The sequence below is a fragment of the Crocosphaera sp. genome (assembly GCF_030064895.1).
In the GTDB taxonomy this organism is placed as follows: Bacteria; Cyanobacteriota; Cyanobacteriia; order Cyanobacteriales; family Microcystaceae; genus Crocosphaera.
In genome coordinates this window covers 1-20,137 of sequence record NZ_JASJEB010000087.1, presented here as the reverse complement: position 1 = coordinate 20,137, position 20,137 = coordinate 1, and the positions used below count along the sequence as shown (strand labels likewise).

Sequence of the window (20,137 nt, the reverse complement as noted above, 5' to 3'; positions counted from 1 at the left end):
GTGATCATGATCACACCAACTTTTTCTATTAAGCTTATTATCTCATCATAACAGGAAAGTCTTGTTAAGCAGCCCTGTCTGATTTTTTTGTTTAGTTATTCATCCAAACTATAGTGTTAACTAATTTATATCAAGTAATTCGTTCTTTTCTCGTTAGTCATAATAACGAGTCATATTCTCAAGAAACTAAGAAAACTACTATTAATTTTAGTAATAATCCTTCTAGAAAATGGCAAAAACTTTGGTTATTGTCTTTACCTTCTATTATTCTTTCTAGTCTGGTGGTGACTGGAGGAATTGTTTCCCTTAGACAAAACGGTAATTTACAATTTCTTGAGTTAGTTGCTTATGATCATAAAGTAAGACTTAATTCTTCTCAAAATGCCGACCCAAGTTTGTTAATTGTTGGTGTGGATGAAGCTGATATTAAACAACAAAAACAATGGCCTTTGTCTGATGAAGTAATGGCTCAAGTTTTAAATAAATTACAAGATTATAATCCTAGAGTAATTGGCCTTGATATATATAGAGATATTCCTCGTTATCCTGGGACTGAAAAGTTAAAAAAAGCTCTCTCAAAAGATAATATTATTGTTGTTGAAGAACTACCTTCAAAAGATAGTCCTGGGGTTCCTCCTCCCAATAACCTCCCTAAAGATAGAGTAGGTTTTAGTGATTTACCTATCGATCATGATAATGTGGTGCGTCGCAGTTTTTTGTATGTTGAGTCTCCTTCGGGAAAACTGAAAAAATATTCTTTTGCCTTAAAAACTATCTTAAAATATTTGCAAAAAGAACAAGATACAGATTTTCAAGTAACCCCTGATGCCCTGGAAATAAATTCTCAAAAAATACCTCGTTTGCAACAAAATTCTGGGGGATATATGTTACGAGGCTCAGAAGCATTCGGTTGGCAAATATTAATTAACTATCGTTCCCAAAAAATCGCTAAAATTATTTCTTTAACCGACGTTCTTAATGGTAATTTCACTCGAGATTTAGTAGAAGATAAAATAGTTTTAATTGGGGTAACAACTCCCACTGAAAAAGATGTCTTTCCCACCCCTTATAGTGCCACAGCAACCACAAACTTTGAAATGTCAGGGGTAGAAATTCATGGACAAATTATCAGTCAAGTTTTAGGAACAATTTTGCAAACAGAAAAACCTTTTTGGTTTTGGTCCGAGTCCGTAGAATGGATGTGGATTGGATTATGGTCTATATTGGGAGGAGTGGTGGTCTGGCGATCGCAACGTCTCTGGATATTAGGGTGTAATGTAATTCTTTCGGTGGCCGGATTATGGTTCTTATGTTTCTTTCTATTCACCCAGTTCGGTTGGATTCCTTTTGTCCCACCTTTACTAAGTTTTTTGATCTCGGGAACCTATGTTTTAGCCTATAAAACGGTTTATCAATCCTATCATGATCCCCTGACAGGGTTAGCCAATAGAAGGAACTTAGAGAAAAAATTACAACAACTTAATCAGAAAAACAATTCAGACTCATCGGAGTTAGTAGCGGTTTTATTTATTGATCTCAATCGCTTTAAAACCATTAACGATGGTTTAGGCCATCAAGCAGGAGATTATTTACTGATTGCCACCTCCCAACGTCTTCAAGAACAGCTTAATTCTGACAATCATTTAGGACGGGTTGGAGGAGATGAGTTTGCCATCTCGTTAAAACCAGTCACGGATAAGCAAGAAGTAGTCCACTTTGCCGAAAAATTACAACAGGTGTTAAGTCAACCCCTATTTTGGCAAGGACAAGAAATTTATCTCACTGTAACCATAGGTATCTCTTTTGAAAAGACAGGTAGCAATTTTCATGGCCCCGAATTACTGCGTTACGCTGATATTTCCATGCACAAGGCCAAAGAAATTAATTCTAGTCGTCCCCAAATCTTTGAACCTGGGATGGATACCCAAGCGGTACAACGTTGGCATTTAGAAAAGGATTTACGGGTGGGATTAGAAGAACAAGAATTTCAGTTATATTATCAACCAATATTTTCTTTAAAAACGGGGAAAATTTCTGGTTTTGAGGCGTTGGTACGTTGGAATTCTCAAACTCGAGGGTTTGTCTCTCCAGGGGATTTTATTCCAGTGGCCGAGGAAACCGGGTTAATTGTTCCTTTGGGAGAATGGATCTTGACAGAAGCGTGTCGTCAAGTTCGCCATTGGCAGGAACGCTTTCCTCGCTATCCTGCTCTAATTATGAGTGTTAATTTATCCGGTCGTCAATTTTCTGAACCCAACCTGGTCAAACAAATTAAACGCATTCTCGATGCAGCAGGGGTTGAAGGCGATCACTTAAAATTAGAAATCACCGAAAGTATGATAATGAATAATGTGGAAGAGGCAATTTATATGCTTAATCGTTTAAAAGAGTTGGGTTTAAGGTTAAGTATTGACGATTTTGGTACAGGTTACTCCTCTTTGAATTATTTACATCGTTTTCCTGTGGATACCCTCAAAGTCGATAAATCTTTTGTTGCAGGTATGGAAGAGGGAGAAGACAGTCAGAAATACATTTCAATTGTGCGGACTATTATTTCTTTAGGTCATAATTTGGATCTGGATGTCATTGCTGAAGGTATTGAAACAGAAGGGCAAATGAGCATTTTAGAGTCTCTCAGTTGTGAATATGGCCAAGGTTATTTATTTTCTCGTCCCCTTTCTATTGACAAAGCAGAAGCTTTATTGGCAGCAGAAAATCCCCTTAGAGAAAACAATTTATCTTAACTTGTAAATTTATTCCCCTGTTGTGTTACTGTCATGATAAGTAAGAGTTATCGTAAAGCAGTAAACCATAACTAAAAAACGGATCAGTGGTAACTAATGAACGATAACCGATAAAATCCCTAATGACAAACTTATGTCAGATATTCCTTTCACTTTAGACCAATTGCGCATCCTCAAAGCGATCGCTACTGAGGGAAGTTTTAAACGGGCCGCAGATACATTATATGTGTCTCAACCTGCTGTTAGTCTGCAAGTTCAAAATTTAGAAAAACAGTTAAATGTACCTTTATTCGATCGCGGTGGACGTAAAGCACAGTTAACGGAAGCGGGTCATTTATTATTATCCTACGGGGAAAAAATTATTACCCTCTGTCAAGAAACCTGTCGTGCGATCGAAGATTTACAAAATCTTCAAGGGGGAACATTAATTGTTGGTGCGTCCCAAACAACGGGAACCTATTTGTTGCCTCGCATGATTGGTTTATTTCGCCAAAAATATCCGGATGTAGCGGTACAGTTACAGGTTCATTCTACCCGACGCACTTCTTGGGGAGTTGCCAATGGACAGGTTGATCTGGCTATTATTGGGGGAGAAGTTCCTGGGGAGTTACAAGATACTTTAAAAATTATTCCCTATGCTGAGGATGAACTGGCTTTAATTTTACCAATTGATCATCCTTTGGCTCAAGAGGAAAAGGTGCAAAAAGATGATTTATATCGTCTTAATTTTATTAGTTTGGATGCTCAATCAACCATTCGTAAGGTAATTGATAAGGTTTTAACTCGGTGTAATATTGATACCAAACGCTTAACTATTGAAATGGAATTAAATTCTATTGAAGCGATTAAAAATGCTGTACAAGCTGGTTTGGGTGCTGCATTTGTCTCTATTACTGCTATTGAAAAAGAGGTGAAAATGGGAGAAATTTATGTTGCTTCTCTTGAAGAAGTTAAGGTAAAAAGAACTTTGTCGGTTATTATTAATCCTAACCGTTATCGTTCTAAGGCAGCAGAAGCGTTTATTCAAGAAGTATTACCAGAGTTTTCTACTTATCCAGAACAATTAACTTTAGAACATTTTGCCCCATCTCCTAATGTTCTTAAAGAGACGGTTAACAATGTTAATCAAGCTTAAATAAAATTTTTGGAAATATTTTTCTTGTGGAATATTTAACCAAAATTTTAGAGAATATTAATGTCTAGTAAGTAGATGTGGGACACTATTATAAGTCAATATTATTCAATGGTAATAATCCTTCATCTACATCAGAAAAATATTCTTCAATATCTTCATTTGATTTTATAGATAGTTTTCATAATACTAATAATTGTTCCATGTCCATGATTATTATCCGTTAATGTGCGCTTTCTTCTATTCTATTAAACTCTAAGGAAAAAAAGTCTTTAATTTGTGCTTTAAATGATTCAGGTAAAAGGGGAATAAGGAGAGATAAATTTTCCAAGTTGATGGTTTTTACACCTAATAACTCAATTCCTATTATCTTATTATCTTCATTATAATCAATAATAATCCCATCAGCAATTTCTTGAGAATCTAAAACCGTCTGATTCTCAAGACGAAAATAAGCTGCATCTACTTCTTGATCATAATTAATCTGAAAATTCATCTTTTATACCCTCTATCAAAAAAAATGTAGTGTTTTTAGGTATTAGATTATTGAATAAGTTGGATTTTTTAAATAGTTTTTATAATACTAATAATTGTCTTATATCTATAATCATTATTAGTTAATCTATGTCTTTTCCTCTTATATTAAATTGAATTGAACATAAGGATACTTTAAAATCTGAATTTATTAAAGAAATACGTCTTTTTATTTTTTCTTGATCGTTCAATTAATAACATTACATAAGAGGTTTAAAAACTGATTCTAAATGATTTCTCAAGTTGTCAATATTACCCCACTCATTCATCAAGTTAGTAGCTGACAATGATTTAGCTTTTGTGTTGTACCAACTCCAATTTACTTTCATTACCTCTTGATCAATAGGGATAGAACTAATATTATTAAAATTAGCTATCCAATGAACTTTAACCCATCTAAAAATATTCCAATCTTCTTCCTTCTTATCCCATTGTGGTTCATCTTCATATCCCTGATTAACCAGTTCTACTATATGCATTAAATAGCGATTTTCTTGTTTTTCGATTTTTTTATTCTGAGAAAGAATAATCAAAGAACCTTTTTCTAAGTTCTTAGTATGATTTTCTATCCCTTGATTTTCCTTATCTTTAATTGCATGAAAGTTTAAGCGAAAGTAAGAATTTTTAGTTAACGGAAAATCAGAATTATTCCAATACTTATAGGCCCATTTCCCATCCCAAGACGTAACATTTTTGATATATTTTAGATAAGTAAAATCCATACACTTCTCCAAATATTGTAACAAATAACTTTAAGAAAGTTTCGGTGTAATTATCTTAACTGTCAATTTTCTGATCCCATACTGGTCTTTCAAAAAACTTAACTTTTCTTGAAAAGAAAACCAACTAAACTTAAGATTACTCCTGTTTGATTCAATCACCTTATATCCTTAATAAAATTTTTGCTCGATTCAAACTCAGTTAATAATAGGTTCTTGTCCTTTTTCTATCCAAACAATAGTTTTAATTCCATTTGCTTGAGCATATTTTTTAATTTCTTCATCGTTCCTTTTTTCTAAATCAATAGTAACTCTCAATAAGTTATCATCCTCTCTTAATTTTTGGGCATATTTTAAAGCTTCTAATTGAGATTCTGTGTTTTTTGCTACTACTAAATAGTCGATTAAATTAGGCTTTTGGGGTAAAACATCTGTTGATAACAAACAACGATGTAAAGCACCTACATTGAGGGAAAAACCGATTCCTGGTGCTGATTTTTGTTGAGGATGATAGACTGCTAATAATTGATCGTAACGTCCTCCCTGTCCTAAAGTTTGTAGTTGATTATTAGTTTTTTGGATAACTTTAAAAGTAATGCCTGTATAATAATCAAATGTTTGAATTAAACTTAAATCTAAAGTTAAAGGTAATGTTTGAGAAGCACTATTATTAACTAACTCTATTAACGACTTTAAATTATTGAGACAACTTTTTCCTGTTTCATCTAAACTTAAATCTAATACTTTTGATACAACTTCTTCGGGTTTACCTCGTAAATTAAATAGTAGTTTTGCTCGTTGTTTTAGTTTCTCATTAGGATAGTCTAAACCTTCAAGTTTAATATAATCTAACGTAGATAAACAATTACGTACTTCCTGCCGTAACCCTTCGGGAAACGGTGATAATAATGATCTCGTTAGTCCTGCATCTCCTAAAATTAAATACCAGTTAGGAATTTGTAATTTTTGTAAACAATCAGCCACTAAAAGCAGAATTTCTGCATCAGCTAAAGTTCCCCCAGAAAATAATAATTCTACCCCAGCTTGATAAAATTCTAATTGTCGACCGTGATGACTACTGGGAGGGTTACGAAAGACATTGGCACGATAACACAGTCTTTGAGGGTAACTATTCTCTGTCATCCGTGTTACCGCAGCACGAGCAACCGAAGCGGTTAATTCTGGCCTTAAACCTAACTGTCCCGCACTATTATTATGAAGTTGAATTACCGTCTCATCTTCGATCGCACCTCCAGCTTTGAGGGTATCTAATCTTTCGATAGTAGACGTGACAATACGTTGATAACCCCATTGTCCAAACACTTGCTGGAGAGTATCATTAATCCAAGCTTTCTGAACAACTTCTAGGGGAAGTAAGTCTCTTGCGCCGGCTGGTGGTTGATGAATCATAGAATTATTCTTGAATTACCCCAAGTTGTAAATATCTGGTCAACTCAAATTATTTTAAGGTAAAGCTTGCCATACTTGGCGAATTAAATCACTTAACCAACGACGTTGAACCCTATCTAGCAAAGGATCATCTTCTAAAACTTCGGCCGTTAACTCATCTAATGATTGTCCCTGAGAACGGGCAAGATTAACCACTCCAGTAATAGCAAGGGCGATCATTTCTTCGTCAACTGGTCTACTACGCAGGGCAAATATTTCTTCTGGACTCGCTGGAATGGGATAATTCATAAGGCTATCGTCAATTGTCTAAATCGGTCACAACTTGTAAACTTTTTTAAAGGTTCTCTCAGAATACAGTAACGGAAAGTCTAGCTTACTTTCAACCAAATGGAATCTGTACTTTGGCTTATTTTTGCTTTTCTTAACATATCGTAATGAAGGAAATCACTTATTTAGAAATTCCCAACCCCAACACTGATGATGTCTGTCACTGGTTACAAGCCCATTGGACTCCTCCAACGGGCAAAAAAAATCCTACAGCAAATGGGGTTCGTTTACAAGTTATTTCTGGGGTTTCTCCCTCGACACCAGGAGAGACTGAATTATCCATCTTTGTTTGGTCAGTACAACGAACCACTTATCTGAAAATTTTTCGTTGGGGAAAGAAACCTTTTCCCTCAGAAACAAAGGTTTGTCGTCACTTAGAACAAGAGATTAGAAAGGCATTTCCTCAAGAATATCCTCAGTTACCTGAGTTAGATACTTCTTCTGCTTCAATTTTTGACGCTTTAGAAGCTTATTATCCAAAAACGGTGCATTTTTTTCGTAAAATGCCCCAAGGAGAAACAGATTTGCAACGGGTTTATTGGTGGGAAAAAAGATGGCGAGAAAGTGTTAAAAATCCTCAACAACCCAAACAAGTCATTTTTGAACAAGATCAGCCGTCTCAATCTTCCCAGACCAAATATGACCTAATTTATATTGGCGGTGCTTTAGGGGTCATTCACGCTGCGGTAATGGCACGATTAGGTTATCGGGTACTTTTGGTGGAACGGTTGGTGTTTGGACGCATGAACCGTGAGTGGAATATTTCTCGGTCGGAGTTTCAAAGTTTAATTAACTTGGGTTTATTTACATCGGCTGAGTTTGAATCGATTATTGCTACGGAATATGTGGATGGTTTTAATAAGTTTTTTGATGGGAATAATCCTTCTTATTTAAAAGCTGATATTTTACATACACCAACGGTCTTAAATATTGCTATTGATACCACTAAATTACTTAAATTATGTGGTGAAAAATTACAAGAAGCAGGGGGAGATATTTGGGAAAGAACTGAATTTATTAAAGCTGATATTGATCAAGAAGCAGTAACAGTCAGTTTAGTTGATTTAGAAACAAAAGAAACAAAAGAAACAAAAGAAGTTCGCGGACGTTTATTAGTAGATGCGATGGGAACAGCTTCTCCTATTGCTTGGCAACTAAATGGTAAGCAAACATTTAATAGTGTTTGTCCTACAGTTGGTGCAGTTATTGAAGGGATGGATACTGAAGTTTGGGATAGTCAATATGGAGATGTTTTAAACTCTCATGGGGATATTTCTCGTGGTAGACAATTAATCTGGGAGTTGTTTCCAGGAGAAGGAGATGAGTTAACTTTCTATCTCTTTCATTACCATCAAGTACATCCTGAAAATCCTGGATCTTTATTGGAAATGTATGAAGATTTCTTCAATATTTTGCCAGAATATCGTCGTTGTGATCCAGAAAAATTGACATGGAAAAAGCCAACTTTTGGTTATATCCCTGGCCATTTTAGTGTGGGTAAAGGCGATCGCAAAATCGCTTTTGATAGACTGGTAGCTATTGGAGACGCAGCATCTTTACAATCTCCCTTAATTTTCACTGGTTTTGGTTCTTTAGTCCGTAATTTAGACAAATTAACCTATTTATTAGACTTTTGTTTAAAACACGATTTACTCAAAGCAGCAGATTTAAACAGAATTCGGGCTTATCAGAGTAATGTAGCCGTAACTTGGTTGTTTTCTAAAGGAATGATGGTTCCTACAGGAAAAACCTTACCCCCACAGCGTATTAATTCCATGTTAAACACCTTTTTTGGTTTATTAGCTGACTCTCCCCCAGAAGTCGCTGATACCTTCATCAAAGATAGGACAACCTGGTTAATGTTTACTCGACTCGCTTTAAAAGCTGCCAGAAAAAATCCCGCTTTATTGCTTTGGATATGGGAAATGGCGGGAAATAAAGACTTAATTCGTTGGTTAGGGTCTTATTTTGAGTTTACTGGTGATAGCTTGAAAAATTTGCTGTTTGCTTCTTGGTTTAACCAACTATTAAAACAACTCCCTGACAAGTTACAAAAGCAATATCCTTCTTTCTGGTTGCGGTTGTTGAGTTTCCAAAGAAGTTTGACTCCTTCTCGTTAAGTTAAACTTATCTAACTGTCATAGAAAGCAACAAAATACCAATCAGTTACATCTCTTTACATAACTTTAGGTGTGAGAATTATTATCAATAGTGGACGAGGCTACTGGGTTGTGGTATGATTATCAAGAATAAAAATCTGTAGCCATTATTTCTACAATTAAAAGAGGGCTAAGTATTCCTATTGTGTCGTTGTTGCTTGTTCTGCGACCGCTTAAAAACAGTTCATGGATACTCAATTTTCGCCTAGTAATTTGAGCTAATGTACTAAATCAAAGCTGAAATGTAACAGTGACCTTGACAAAATATTGATTATATGATTCAACCTCTAGTCGACAGTATGTTATGTGCTATGATCAACAACTATAATGCTTGTTTATTCCAAGATTCATGTCTGCTAGAGATATTTTTCATGATGCAGTAAGGAGAGGATTAGAAAAAGAGGGTTGGCTAATTACAGATGACCCTTTAAGGATTGAAGTGGGTGATGTTGAAATGTATGTTGATCTGGGTGCAGAACAAGTTTTAGCAGCAGAAAAAGAAGCGGAAAAAATAGCAGTGGAAATTAAAAGTTTTATTGGGAAATCAAGCATTTCAGAATTTCATACAGCTATTGGACAATTTTCAAATTATCGTATTGCTTTAGAAGAAAAACAACCGAAAAGACAGTTATATTTAGCGGTTCCTTTGGGTATTTATTCTAGCTTTTTTGAGTTGCGGTTTATTCAAACAGTAATTCAAAGATTGCAAATTTATCTAATCATTTACGATCCTATTCAGGAGGTTATTCTGCAATGGAAAAATTAGAACAATATCGTCAGTATATTAAACAAGTTATTACCGAATACTCTCAGTTAGGTTCATCAAAAGATCCTATTGAACAACAATTAATTTTTGATACGGTTGGGGATCATTATCAATTAATGTATGTCGGTTGGGAAAATAGAAAAAGATATCATGGTTGTGTTTTACATTTAGATATAAAAAATAGCAAAATTTGGATACAACATGATGGTACTGAAGTTGGAATAGCTAATGAATTAGTTGATTTAGGGGTTCCCAAAGAAGATATTGTTTTAGCATTTCATGAACCTTTAGTTAGAGAATATACAGGGTTTGCAGTGGGTTAGTTGTATTAGAGAAGGTTTATAATTAATTAGTAACAATTAAACAATTGTAACGGTTAGTCTAGTAGGGTGGGTTAGACAGCTAAAATTAAGGTTATCACAGGAATATATAATCTGTCGTAACCCACCATCTTAGTGTATTAAAACTTGGTTTTGTTGGGTTTCGTTCCTTAACCCAACCTACACCTAAATTCTCAATTCTTAAACCATTTCCACAAACCCTTAAACCATCCTCTGAAACCTTGCGGAGAAGAAACATCACTCTCTAAAGCATTAATTTCATTGTCGCAACGTTCTACCATGTTATTAATTCCCATATCTTGATACAACTTACGCGCATTAGAAAACGCTTCTATTGCATCATCGTTTCTTTGGACATTGGTGAATGCTACAGCTATATTAAAGCAAGCATTTGCTTCTCCCCGTTTATCTCCTATGTCTCTAGCGATGTCTAAAGATTGTTGATCATAGTTTATCGCTTGTTGGTATTGTCCTAAAGAATTATAAGCAAGTCCTAAATTGCCTAAAGAACCCCCTTCTCCTCGTCTATCCCCTATGTCTCTAGCAATGTCTAAAGATTGTTGATGATAGGTTATAGCTTGTTGGTATTCTCCTAAATCATAATAAGCAACTCCTAAATTACCTAAAGCACTACCTTCTCCCTGTCTATCCCCTATGTCTCTAGCGATATCTAGATTTTGTTGATGATAGGTTATAGCTTGCTGGTATTCTCCTAAATCATGATAAGCAAGTCCTACATTGCCTAAAGAATTCCCTTCTCCTCGTCTATCCCCTATGTCTCTAGCAATGTCTAAAGATTGTTGATGATAGGTTATAGCTTGTTGGTATTCTCCTAAATCATAATAAGCAACTCCTAAATTGCCTAAAGCACCCCCTTCTCCCCGTCTATCCCCTATGTCTCTAGCAATGTCTAAAGATTGTTGATGATAGGTGATAGATTCTTGGTATTCTCCTAAAGACTTATAAGCAACTCCTAAATTACCTAAACAATTCCCTTCTACATTGTGATCTCCTATGTCTCTAGCAATTTCTAAGGATTGTTGATAATAGTTTATGGCTTGTTTATATTCCCCTAAAGAATAATAAGCAACTCCTAAATTGCCTAAAGCATAACCTTCTCCTTGTCTATCTCCCATGTCTCTAGCGATGTCTAAAGATTGTTGATGATAGGTTATAGCTTGTTTGTATTCTCCTAAAGAATAATAAGCAACTCCTAAATTGCCGAAACAATTCCCTTCTCTGTATCTATCTCCTATACTTCTAGCGATGTCCAAAGATTGTTGATAATAGGTGATAGCTTGTTTGTATTGTCCTAAAAAATGGGAAGCATTGCCTAAATCACATAAAGATGCGCTATATTTCCAGTTATTAATCGCTGTCTTTTCCCAAGCTTTCACTAAACGACTGTAACACTCAACCTGATTACTATACAATCCTCGTAACTTTAGTAACTCATTAACTTCTGCAATAACATCAAAAGCAGTTTCATACTCTTCTATTTCGCAATAGTGATAAAAAATTTCTAAATAGGGTTGTACCGTTTCTTTACTGTTGGGATCGTCTTCAGCAATAGATTGATAATAAGCGATCGCCTTTTTATGTGCGTCTGAGAAGTCTCCCCCACAGTACAACGCATATTCTTGTAACACCGGCTGAAATTCAAAGTATCGAGTATCTTCTGTTAACTTTTCTTGCAGTAAAGAACGTTTTACCAGTTTCCTTAACTCTGCTTCTACCAATGTCTCCGAGTCTTCTCTACTGATAAAATTCGCTGCTACTTTATCAAAGGGTTTGCGATAGACACTTAAATTACACCATAATTCCCGTTGCGCTTCAGTTAACCTTTCTACCGTAGCAGACAAAACCGCTACCATTCCCACTGTTTCCCTGCGATGTTGTCCCTTAACCCGTTCATCGGTTAATATTTGTCGTAAATTGCCTAACCCTAACGAGTCTAACCGTCTTAAGTCCGGATCTTGGGGATACTCATCTTTGAGTAAGTCTGCTACTAACCTTAACATCAAAGGATGTCCCCCCACCAAAGCGGAGAAATCTTCTAATTCCCCTGTAATACCTAATTCTTCTAGTAATTTCGCCCCTTCTTCAGCTTGTAACCCTTCAAGATTGATCCATTCTATCCCTTTTAAGAGTGGTTGTTCCCTAGTTGTTACTAAAACAATGCTATTTTTCCCATACTCTACCCAAGTGTTAAAAAACTGTTCATAAAATCTATCTTTCCATTCTCTTTGCGTAGTTAACACACTTTCTAAATTATCTATAACTAATAAATATTGTCCCGACTGTAAACATTTAATCAACCCATCAACTAACAAGGTTTCCTGTTGCGGTACAGTTCCCCCAAATGCTGCGATTGCATCCCTAGCAATATCAGTAAATAACGTCCCATTGGTAACATCTCTCCAATATTTCTGAGCAAATTCTCTTGTTTCTTCGTATAACTTTCCTGCAAGACTAGATTTCCCTATTCCTCCCACTCCGTCAATACCAACAAGAGGAGTTTTTGCATTACTAAAGCAGGTTTTTATACGTTCAATTTCTTCTTTTCTTCCTTGCCAATGACTAATTAATTTCGGTGCATTTCCTCCTGTAATAATAATTGCTGTACTATTTTCTTGTTGTTTTTCTTGAATACGTTTTATTCCTTTAACTTCCTTTAAAATTTTATCAACTTTATCACTTAAGTTATTTAATAACTGTTCAATATTATCAAACCCCGATTGAATTTTGTTCCCTAACTTTATAAATTCTTGATTATTGTTTGCTTTTAAATCTTCTAACTGTTGATTAATGTTAGTAAAATCTTGATTAATATCTCTGTTAGCTTGGTGAATAATGTTTTTCAAATCATCTCTATTATCAAACTTCTGATTATAAATAGCTTCTAACTTTTCTATCAATTCTCTGTTATCACTTGCAATAGTATTGTTTTGTAAATTATTTTCAATTTTTTCTAAACGAACAATTATTTCATCCTTTGATGTTTGAATAGCTTGCTGAATCACGCCAAACATATCAATACTAAATCCAGCATAAGCTTTTCCGCCTTTCCCACAATCCTCTTTTAAAACTCCCCGTAATGCTTGAGGAAACTGTTGGGATAATGCTTCACTTAAAACATCAATAATCTGATTAATTTCTTCTTTTTCTTTTTCTGTTACTTGTAAACTAGATAAAGTATCATTTTTATTAACTAACTTCCTAATAATTTCCTCTCTCCAAATCTTTTTATCTGCTTCTAAATCATTAATATTAAAGACTCTAACCGCATTAAAATTGTCTGGTGACGTTAAGAATAGTTTAGTTAATTGACTATCTTCTAGTAAATTAAATTCAGTTTTTTCTGAAAAATTCAAGTCATTTATACAAAAATTTAGCCAATTATTTTCTGTATATTTTGCCAAGCTTTCAAGATGCGATCGATAAACCCTATCTATTTTAGTTTCATCCTTAGCCGTTTTAGCAATAATAGCAGCGATCGCTACACCAACAGCCTTAGTTAAATCATGATTATGAAGAAGACCATTGTCTTGTAAGCGATGGCCAATTTTATCCCAAATAGAACCAAGATCATTTGCTATAATACCCGATAAAACTCCGACTCCTGTTGCCGTTGCCGATCCCAATATTGCAGGATAGAATGTTCCCGTAGCACACAACAGAGAAGCTATAATAAGTCTAAGTTTTAACATAGATTACAGTGAACCCCAACTGCCAATATACTAACACAAGAGATTATCTAATTAAGAGAATCTTTTAATTTCATTGAACTAAAATTAGTGGGTTATAGCAGTACAAAAATTAGTTAGGACATTTTTCATATCCTTAGCTGTCATTCCGAGGTACGAGGAATCTCCATAACCTCCTAACCATAATGTCTAGTGTTATACAAAGTCATAAATTGTTGTAAAATTAATAATGAATCAATTGTCAACTGTTAATGGGAGATTAAAATAATGACGTTAGTAAAAGTCAAACAACTTTATGAGCAAGATTTTGCTTTATGGATAGAAGAAACGGTTAAGCAACTAAAATCTGGAGATTTATCACAGATAGATTTAGACAATTTAATTGAGGAGGTAGAATCTTTGGGAAGACGAGACAAAAGGGAATTGAAAAGCCGTTTAATTACTTTATTTGAACACGCTTTAAAACGGTATTATGTTCCTCTAAATGACTGTTATAGAGGTTGGGAAGTAACTTTAAAAAGGACTCAGTCTAAGTTAAAAGATATTCTAGAAGATTCTCCTAGTTTACACAATTTTTTGGTTGCTATTTATGATAAATGTTATGAGGAAGCAGTGGAAAATATGCGAATTGAATATGATTCTGATTTTCCTGATGATTGTCCTTTTCCCAGTAACGTAGATGAATTATTAAATACTAAGTTTTGGGAAGATAATCAACATAAATAAATCGGAGTAAACTATAGTAATTAAAAACAAAAAAATGAGTAGAATATCTTAACAATAAAAATATCCTACTCACTCATTCAATTTTGAAAAAAACTAATTAGCGTCCAATACCTACATAATGGAAACCAGCCATTTCTAACTTAGAGCGATCCAAGAAATTACGGCCATCAATAATCACAGGATTAGCCATTACTTGAGCCATTTTACCGTAATTGAGGCTTAAAAATTCCTTCCAATCTGTTACTAAAACCAAAGCATCACAGCTATCAGCTAACATTTCCGCATCGGTTTCAATAATCACATTAGATAAACCATGACTTAAACCAGACTGAGAAACAATGGGGTCATAAGCCTTAATTTTTGCCCCTAAACGGTTTAACTGTTCGATAATAATTAAAGCAGGTGCATCTCTCATATCATCAGTATCAGGTTTAAAAGTTAAACCTAATAAACCGATAGTTTTTCCTTTGAGGATTTTCAGTTCTTGTTGTAACTTTTCAACAGCAATTAATCGTTGACGCTTGTTAACATTAACAGCAGCATTGAGTAACTCTGTCTCGTAATTATAATCAGTAGCAGTATGAATCAAAGCCAAAACATCTTTAGGGAAACAAGATCCACCCCAACCAATACCAGCTTGTAAGAACTTGTTACCGATACGAGAATCTAAACCAATACCAGAGGCCACTTGAGTAACATCAGCACCCACGCGATCGCATATATTAGCCACTTCGTTGATGAAACTAATTTTAGTCGCTAAGAAAGCATTAGCAGCGTATTTAATCATTTCTGCCGAGTTTAAGTCCGTTACTACCACAGGAACAGGAGGCAAACTTTGATCATCACCGAACTTGCGATCTACCAAAGGTTGATAGAGTTGTTGCATCATCGCGATCGCCTTGTCATTGTTGCTACCGAGAACAATGCGATCGGGGTTAAAGGTATCAAAAACAGCCGAACCTTCCCGTAAAAATTCTGGGTTACTAACCACATCGAACTCCACGTTAGCAGGAGCATCTTCACGTTGGGCTAACCCATCCATAACAATCATTCTTACCCAGTCCCCAGAACCGATAGGAACCGTAGACTTATTAACAATGACCTTGTAACCACCGTTTAAATTTTCGCCGATACCTCTAGCTACAGCTTCAACGTAACGGGTGTCGCTTTCTCCAGTAGGTAAAGCAGGAGTTCCCACCGCAATAAAGAGAATTTCTCCGTGATTAACCCCGGCTGCCAAATCAGAAGTAAATTCCAAACGGCCAGCTTCCATACAACCGTGCATTAATTCCGAAAGTCCTGGTTCATAAATAGGAGATTGACCGGACTTCATCAGTTTAACCTTTTCCTCGTTATTATCGATACAAATAACGTGATGGCCAATATGAGATAAACAAACTCCAGTTACTAAACCAACATAACCAGTTCCAATGACACAAACGCGCATAACTTTTATCCTCTAAATTTATATTGTTTAAAACAAGGTATTCTTGGGATGATACAATAACACAACTCTTTGAGTTAGAAGTATTTTAAACTAAAAACTAAGTTGTCAGTCATAGAGTTTAACTATCTTTTGAGACTCGTTCTGCAAAATCCTTAATGGCTAATTCTAACCCATCTTTTAGGGGAATAGTTGGTTCCCAACCTAAATAAGTTTTTGCCTTAGTAATATCAGGTTGTCTTTGTTTAGGATCATCTTGGGGTAAAGGTTTATAAACTAACTCAGCATCAGGATTAATCATTCCTTGAATCATTTGAGCCAGTTCTAAAATAGTATATTCCCCAGGGTTTCCTAAATTAATAGGGCCAATATGTTCCCCATTCATCAGACGCATTAACCCTTCTACTAAGTCAGAAACATAACAGAAACTACGAGTTTGAGAACCATCCCCATAGACAGTTAAAGGTATGCCTTTAAGAGCTTGTACAATGAAATTACTCACTACTCGACCATCATTTTCTAACATTCTCGGCCCATAAGTATTAAAAATACGTGCCACTCGAATATCAGTCTTATGTTCTCGGTGATATTCAAAAGCGAGGGTTTCCGCCACTCGTTTTCCCTCATCGTAACAAGCACGTGGCCCCGTACAACTGACGTTACCCCGATATTCTTCCGGTTGGGGATGAACATCAGGATCACCGTATACTTCTGAGGTAGAAGCTAAGAGGATACGTGCGTTCACCCGTTTAGCTAAACCCAACATATATAGAGTCCCTAACACATTAACTTTAATGGTTTTGACGGGATTATATTGATAATGAATAGGAGAAGCAGGACAAGCTAAATGATAAATTTGATCAACTTCTAAACGGATGGGTTCCGTTATATCGTGGCGGACTAACTCAAAATAAGGATTACCGATCCACTTGACAATATTGCGTTTGTCGCCAGTATAAAAGTTATCTAAGCAGAGGACTTCATGTCCTTGTGCCATTAAGCGGTCAATGAGATGGGACCCAATGAAACCAGCACCACCCGTAACTAAGATTCTCATGCAGCCTACAAGTTCAAAGTTGAAATTAATATTAACTTACCGTTCCTTTCGGTTTTGGCCAACCCCTTGATCTAAAATTCATTATTGCTTTGTGAGTGTGGAGAGTTTGGGGAGACTGGGAGACGGGGAGACGGGGAGATGGGGAGATGGGGAGTGTGGGGAGTGTGGGGAGTGTGGGGAGTGTGGGGAGACTGGGAGACTGGGAGACGGGGAGACGGGGAGATGGGGAGATGGGGAGATGGGGAGATGGGGAGATGGGGAGATGGGGAGTGTGGGCAGATATATTAACTACGAACTCCGAACTCCGAACTCAAGTTATTACAAGAGATCCCTAAGAAAATAACAAATTTTCCGACCTATAGTGACCATTCATGAGACCCTAGAGGAAGAACCTCAAATTAATAATTGCTTCTTCGTTAAATTTACATCTCCATGACATCCTCTTCCATATCCCGTCGCACAAAAATCGTGGCAACCATTGGTCCAGCTACTCAAAATAAAGAAATTTTACGGCAATTGATCTTAGCAGGGGCAACTACGTTACGACTCAATTTTTCCCATAATGATCATGACTATCATCAACATACTATTCGCCTCATTCGTCAAACTGCTTTTGAATTAAACCAACCGGTTGCTATTTTACAGGACTTACAAGGTCCTAAAATTCGTCTGGGTCAATTTGTCAACGGACCAATTACCGTTCAACCAGGGGATATTTTTACCCTGACCAGTCGCGAAGTTGAATGCAATCAAAACATTAGTTATGTCTCTTATGAATATCTGGCCGATGAAGTGCCTGAGAAGGCCAGAATTTTAATGGATGATGGAAAAGTAGAAATGCTAGTGGAGAAAGTAGATAAGGACAAGAAGGATCTTCATTGTCGGGTTGTGGTTGGGGGAGTGTTGTCCGATCGCAAAGGGGTAAATTTTCCGGGGGTTTATTTATCGGTAAAAGCTTTAACGGAGAAAGATAAACGAGATTTAATGTTTGGTTTGGACCAAGGGGTGGACTGGGTAGCCTTGAGTTTTGTGAGAAATCCTCAAGATATTCTCGAAATTAAAGAATTGATTGCCAGTGCCGGCAAAAATGTTCCTGTCATTGCCAAAATTGAAAAACACGAGGCCATTGAGGATATGGAAGAAATTCTCGCCTTGTGTAATGGCGTAATGGTGGCACGAGGAGACTTAGGAGTGGAGTTACCCCCAGAAGATGTTCCTATCCTGCAAAAACGCTTAATTTCTACGGCTAATCGTTTGGGTATTCCTGTAATTACGGCCACGCAAATGTTAGATAGTATGGCCAATAATCCTCGCCCTACCCGTGCAGAAGTTTCCGATGTGGCTAACGCTATTTTAGATGGTACCGATGCGGTGATGTTATCCAATGAAACTGCTGTGGGCAAATATCCCGTGGAAGCAGTAGCTACTATGGCCACCATTGCGGAAAGGATCGAACAAGAACCCACAACCCCTAAAATTCTCTCAGAAGAGAAACAGTCCATCACTAACGCCATTTCCTCAGCAGTTAGTCATATTGCTCAAGAATTGGATGCGGCGGCAATTATGTCTTTGACAAAAACGGGATCAACTGCCCGTAATGTCTCTAAGTTTCGCCCTCAGATCCCTATTATAGCGGTGACTCCCCATGTAGACGTAGCTAGGCAGTTACAGTTAGTTTGGGGGGTTAAACCTTTGCTGGTGCTTGATTTAGCCTCAGCCACGAAAACCTTTCAATCGGCGGTTAATGTGGCCCAAGAAAATAATTGGCTCAAAGATGGGGATTTAGTGGTGATGACTGCCGGAACCCTTGCCGGGGTTGCAGGATCCACTGATTTGATTAAGGTAGAAATGGTCAAAGCGGTTTTGGGCAAAGGTGTGGGTGTTGGTCAGGGTTCAGCCAGTGGAAGGGCGAGAATTGCCCAGAATGCCAGGGAATTAGGCAATTTTGAACCTGGGGACATTTTAGTGGTTCCCGGAACCAATGCAGAATTTGTAGAAATGATGCGTAAAGCGTCGGGTATTATTACCGAAGAAGCGAGTTTAACAAGCCATGCGGCCGTGATTGGCCTACGGTTGGGTGTTCCTGTCATTGTTGATTTTAAGGAGGCAACGGCTAATATTAGAGAAGGGGCAATTATTACGGTTGATGCTGAAAAAGGCCAAGTTTATTCCGGTCTGGTTATGAGTAATCAGAACGGGGATAATTGATTGATGGTTGAACGGGTACAAAAGATTTTATCTCAATGGGGAGTGGCTTCCCGTCGTCGTGCAGAAGATATGATAATGGCAGGACGAGTTAAGTTAAATGGGAAAATAGTCACTTTAGGAGATAAGGCTGATCCGAGTTGCGATCGCCTGGAAGTAGATGGCAAACTCATTCAACCCGATCAACGACCACAATTAATCTATATTTTGCTCAATAAACCGGTGGGGGTTGTTTCTACCTGTGATGACCCCGAAAATAGGTCTATTGTCTTGGATTTATTGCCGAAAAAGTTAACTCAAGGTACTGGTATTCACCCTGTAGGAAGATTAGATTTTAACTCTTCTGGAGCGTTATTATTAACCAATGATGGAGACTTAACCCTAAAATTAACCCACCCTCGTTATCATTTACCAAAAACCTACGAAGTCTCGCTTAAAGGATATCCCCCAGAAAAAACGCTACAACAATGGCGTGAGGGTGTTATGCTCATGGGCAAAAAGACTTTACCGGCTGAAGTAGAAGTAATAAGTCGTTCTGATCAAAAAACTCACCTAAAAGTGATTTTAACTGAAGGCAGAAATCGTCAGATTCGTCGCATCGTTGAACAACTGGGTTTCCGTGTCCTCAGACTCCACCGTACTGCCATTGATAAGCTTACTATCTATCCTGCTAATAAAAACAGTTTACGCAGGGGCCATTATCGTTTACTGACCCCTTCAGAAATTGATTTTCTTAAGCATCGTGCCAATTTGATTATTGAAACGAAAGGAAAACTAAAAATGTGAGTTCGGAGTTCGGAGTTAATATATCTCCCCATCTCCCCCCCCTCCCCATCGCCCCCGCGCCCCCCCGCCCCCGCCGCCCC

Annotated in this window: 16 protein-coding genes; 9 read left to right on the top strand and 7 right to left on the bottom strand. The window is 36.7% G+C overall.

Annotation, left to right across the window (positions count from 1 at the left end):
• The first annotated feature begins 113 nt into the window (after positions 1-113).
• Entirely contained in the window at positions 114-2,744 is a 2,631-nt protein-coding gene (locus QNJ66_RS17840) for an EAL domain-containing protein (protein WP_300509316.1), read from the top strand.
• A gap of 133 nt (positions 2,745-2,877) precedes the next feature.
• On the top strand, positions 2,878-3,879 hold the full coding sequence (locus tag QNJ66_RS17835; protein ID WP_300509314.1) for a LysR family transcriptional regulator: 1,002 nt from the start codon (positions 2,878-2,880) through the stop codon (positions 3,877-3,879).
• 220 nt (positions 3,880-4,099) lie between these two features.
• Here QNJ66_RS17835 and QNJ66_RS17830 read toward each other — a convergent pair whose 3' ends face one another.
• The 4 genes from QNJ66_RS17830 to QNJ66_RS17815 all read right to left on the bottom strand — a co-directional run bounded on the left by QNJ66_RS17830 (position 4,100) and on the right by QNJ66_RS17815 (position 6,827).
• Positions 4,100-4,372 carry a DUF2283 domain-containing protein gene (locus QNJ66_RS17830; RefSeq protein ID WP_300509312.1) on the bottom strand — a complete coding sequence of 91 codons (273 nt, stop codon included), beginning with the start codon at positions 4,370-4,372 and terminating at the stop codon, positions 4,100-4,102.
• A 238-nt stretch (positions 4,373-4,610) separates the two neighbouring features.
• Positions 4,611-5,132 carry a hypothetical protein gene (locus QNJ66_RS17825; RefSeq protein ID WP_300509310.1) on the bottom strand — a complete coding sequence of 174 codons (522 nt, stop codon included), beginning with the start codon at positions 5,130-5,132 and terminating at the stop codon, positions 4,611-4,613.
• 195 nt (positions 5,133-5,327) lie between these two features.
• On the bottom strand, positions 5,328-6,539 hold the full coding sequence (locus QNJ66_RS17820) for an ATP phosphoribosyltransferase regulatory subunit (protein WP_300509308.1): 1,212 nt from the start codon (positions 6,537-6,539) through the stop codon (positions 5,328-5,330).
• Positions 6,540-6,593: 54 nt separating this feature from the next.
• A complete protein-coding gene (locus QNJ66_RS17815) occupies positions 6,594-6,827 on the bottom strand; it encodes a hypothetical protein (RefSeq protein ID WP_300509305.1) in 234 nt (77 codons plus the stop codon).
• 146 nt (positions 6,828-6,973) lie between these two features.
• Between QNJ66_RS17815 and QNJ66_RS17810 the strand changes: the two genes are divergently transcribed.
• The 3 genes from QNJ66_RS17810 to QNJ66_RS17800 all read left to right on the top strand — a co-directional run bounded on the left by QNJ66_RS17810 (position 6,974) and on the right by QNJ66_RS17800 (position 10,114).
• Entirely contained in the window at positions 6,974-8,986 is a 2,013-nt protein-coding gene (locus tag QNJ66_RS17810; protein WP_300509302.1) for an FAD-dependent monooxygenase, read from the top strand.
• A gap of 388 nt (positions 8,987-9,374) precedes the next feature.
• A complete protein-coding gene (locus tag QNJ66_RS17805) occupies positions 9,375-9,791 on the top strand; it encodes a XisH family protein (RefSeq protein ID WP_300509301.1) in 417 nt (138 codons plus the stop codon).
• On the top strand, positions 9,779-10,114 hold the full coding sequence (locus QNJ66_RS17800) for a XisI protein (RefSeq protein ID WP_300509299.1): 336 nt from the start codon (positions 9,779-9,781) through the stop codon (positions 10,112-10,114). Before QNJ66_RS17805 ends, QNJ66_RS17800 begins: the two co-directional genes overlap by 13 nt.
• Before the next feature lie 191 nt (positions 10,115-10,305).
• On the opposite strand, the gene QNJ66_RS17795 is transcribed toward QNJ66_RS17800, so the two are convergent.
• On the bottom strand, positions 10,306-13,842 hold the full coding sequence (locus QNJ66_RS17795) for a tetratricopeptide repeat protein (RefSeq protein ID WP_300509297.1): 3,537 nt from the start codon (positions 13,840-13,842) through the stop codon (positions 10,306-10,308).
• A 264-nt stretch (positions 13,843-14,106) separates the two neighbouring features.
• Here QNJ66_RS17795 and QNJ66_RS17790 point away from each other — a divergent pair, with 264 nt between their 5' ends.
• A complete protein-coding gene (locus QNJ66_RS17790; RefSeq protein WP_300509295.1) occupies positions 14,107-14,565 on the top strand; it encodes a DUF29 domain-containing protein in 459 nt (152 codons plus the stop codon).
• Positions 14,566-14,662: 97 nt separating this feature from the next.
• Here the strand turns inward: QNJ66_RS17790 and QNJ66_RS17785 are convergent, their stop codons facing one another.
• Positions 14,663-16,012, bottom strand: a complete 1,350-nt coding sequence (locus tag QNJ66_RS17785; protein ID WP_300509293.1) for a UDP-glucose/GDP-mannose dehydrogenase family protein — start codon at positions 16,010-16,012, stop codon at positions 14,663-14,665.
• A gap of 118 nt (positions 16,013-16,130) precedes the next feature.
• Positions 16,131-17,066, bottom strand: coding sequence for a UDP-glucuronic acid decarboxylase family protein (locus tag QNJ66_RS17780; RefSeq protein WP_300509291.1), 936 nt, complete (start codon positions 17,064-17,066; stop codon positions 16,131-16,133).
• Positions 17,067-17,161: 95 nt separating this feature from the next.
• Here QNJ66_RS17780 and QNJ66_RS17775 point away from each other — a divergent pair, with 95 nt between their 5' ends.
• The 3 genes from QNJ66_RS17775 (at position 17,162) to QNJ66_RS17765 (ending at position 20,057) form a co-directional block, all read left to right on the top strand.
• Positions 17,162-17,401: a hypothetical protein gene (locus QNJ66_RS17775; protein WP_300509290.1), complete on the top strand. Its 240-nt coding sequence runs from the start codon at positions 17,162-17,164 to the stop codon at positions 17,399-17,401.
• Positions 17,402-17,498: 97 nt separating this feature from the next.
• Entirely contained in the window at positions 17,499-19,274 is a 1,776-nt protein-coding gene (gene pyk, locus QNJ66_RS17770; protein WP_300509289.1) for a pyruvate kinase, read from the top strand.
• A 3-nt stretch (positions 19,275-19,277) separates the two neighbouring features.
• Positions 19,278-20,057 carry a pseudouridine synthase gene (locus QNJ66_RS17765; RefSeq protein ID WP_300509287.1) on the top strand — a complete coding sequence of 260 codons (780 nt, stop codon included), beginning with the start codon at positions 19,278-19,280 and terminating at the stop codon, positions 20,055-20,057.
• The last annotated feature ends 80 nt before the right edge of the window (positions 20,058-20,137 follow it).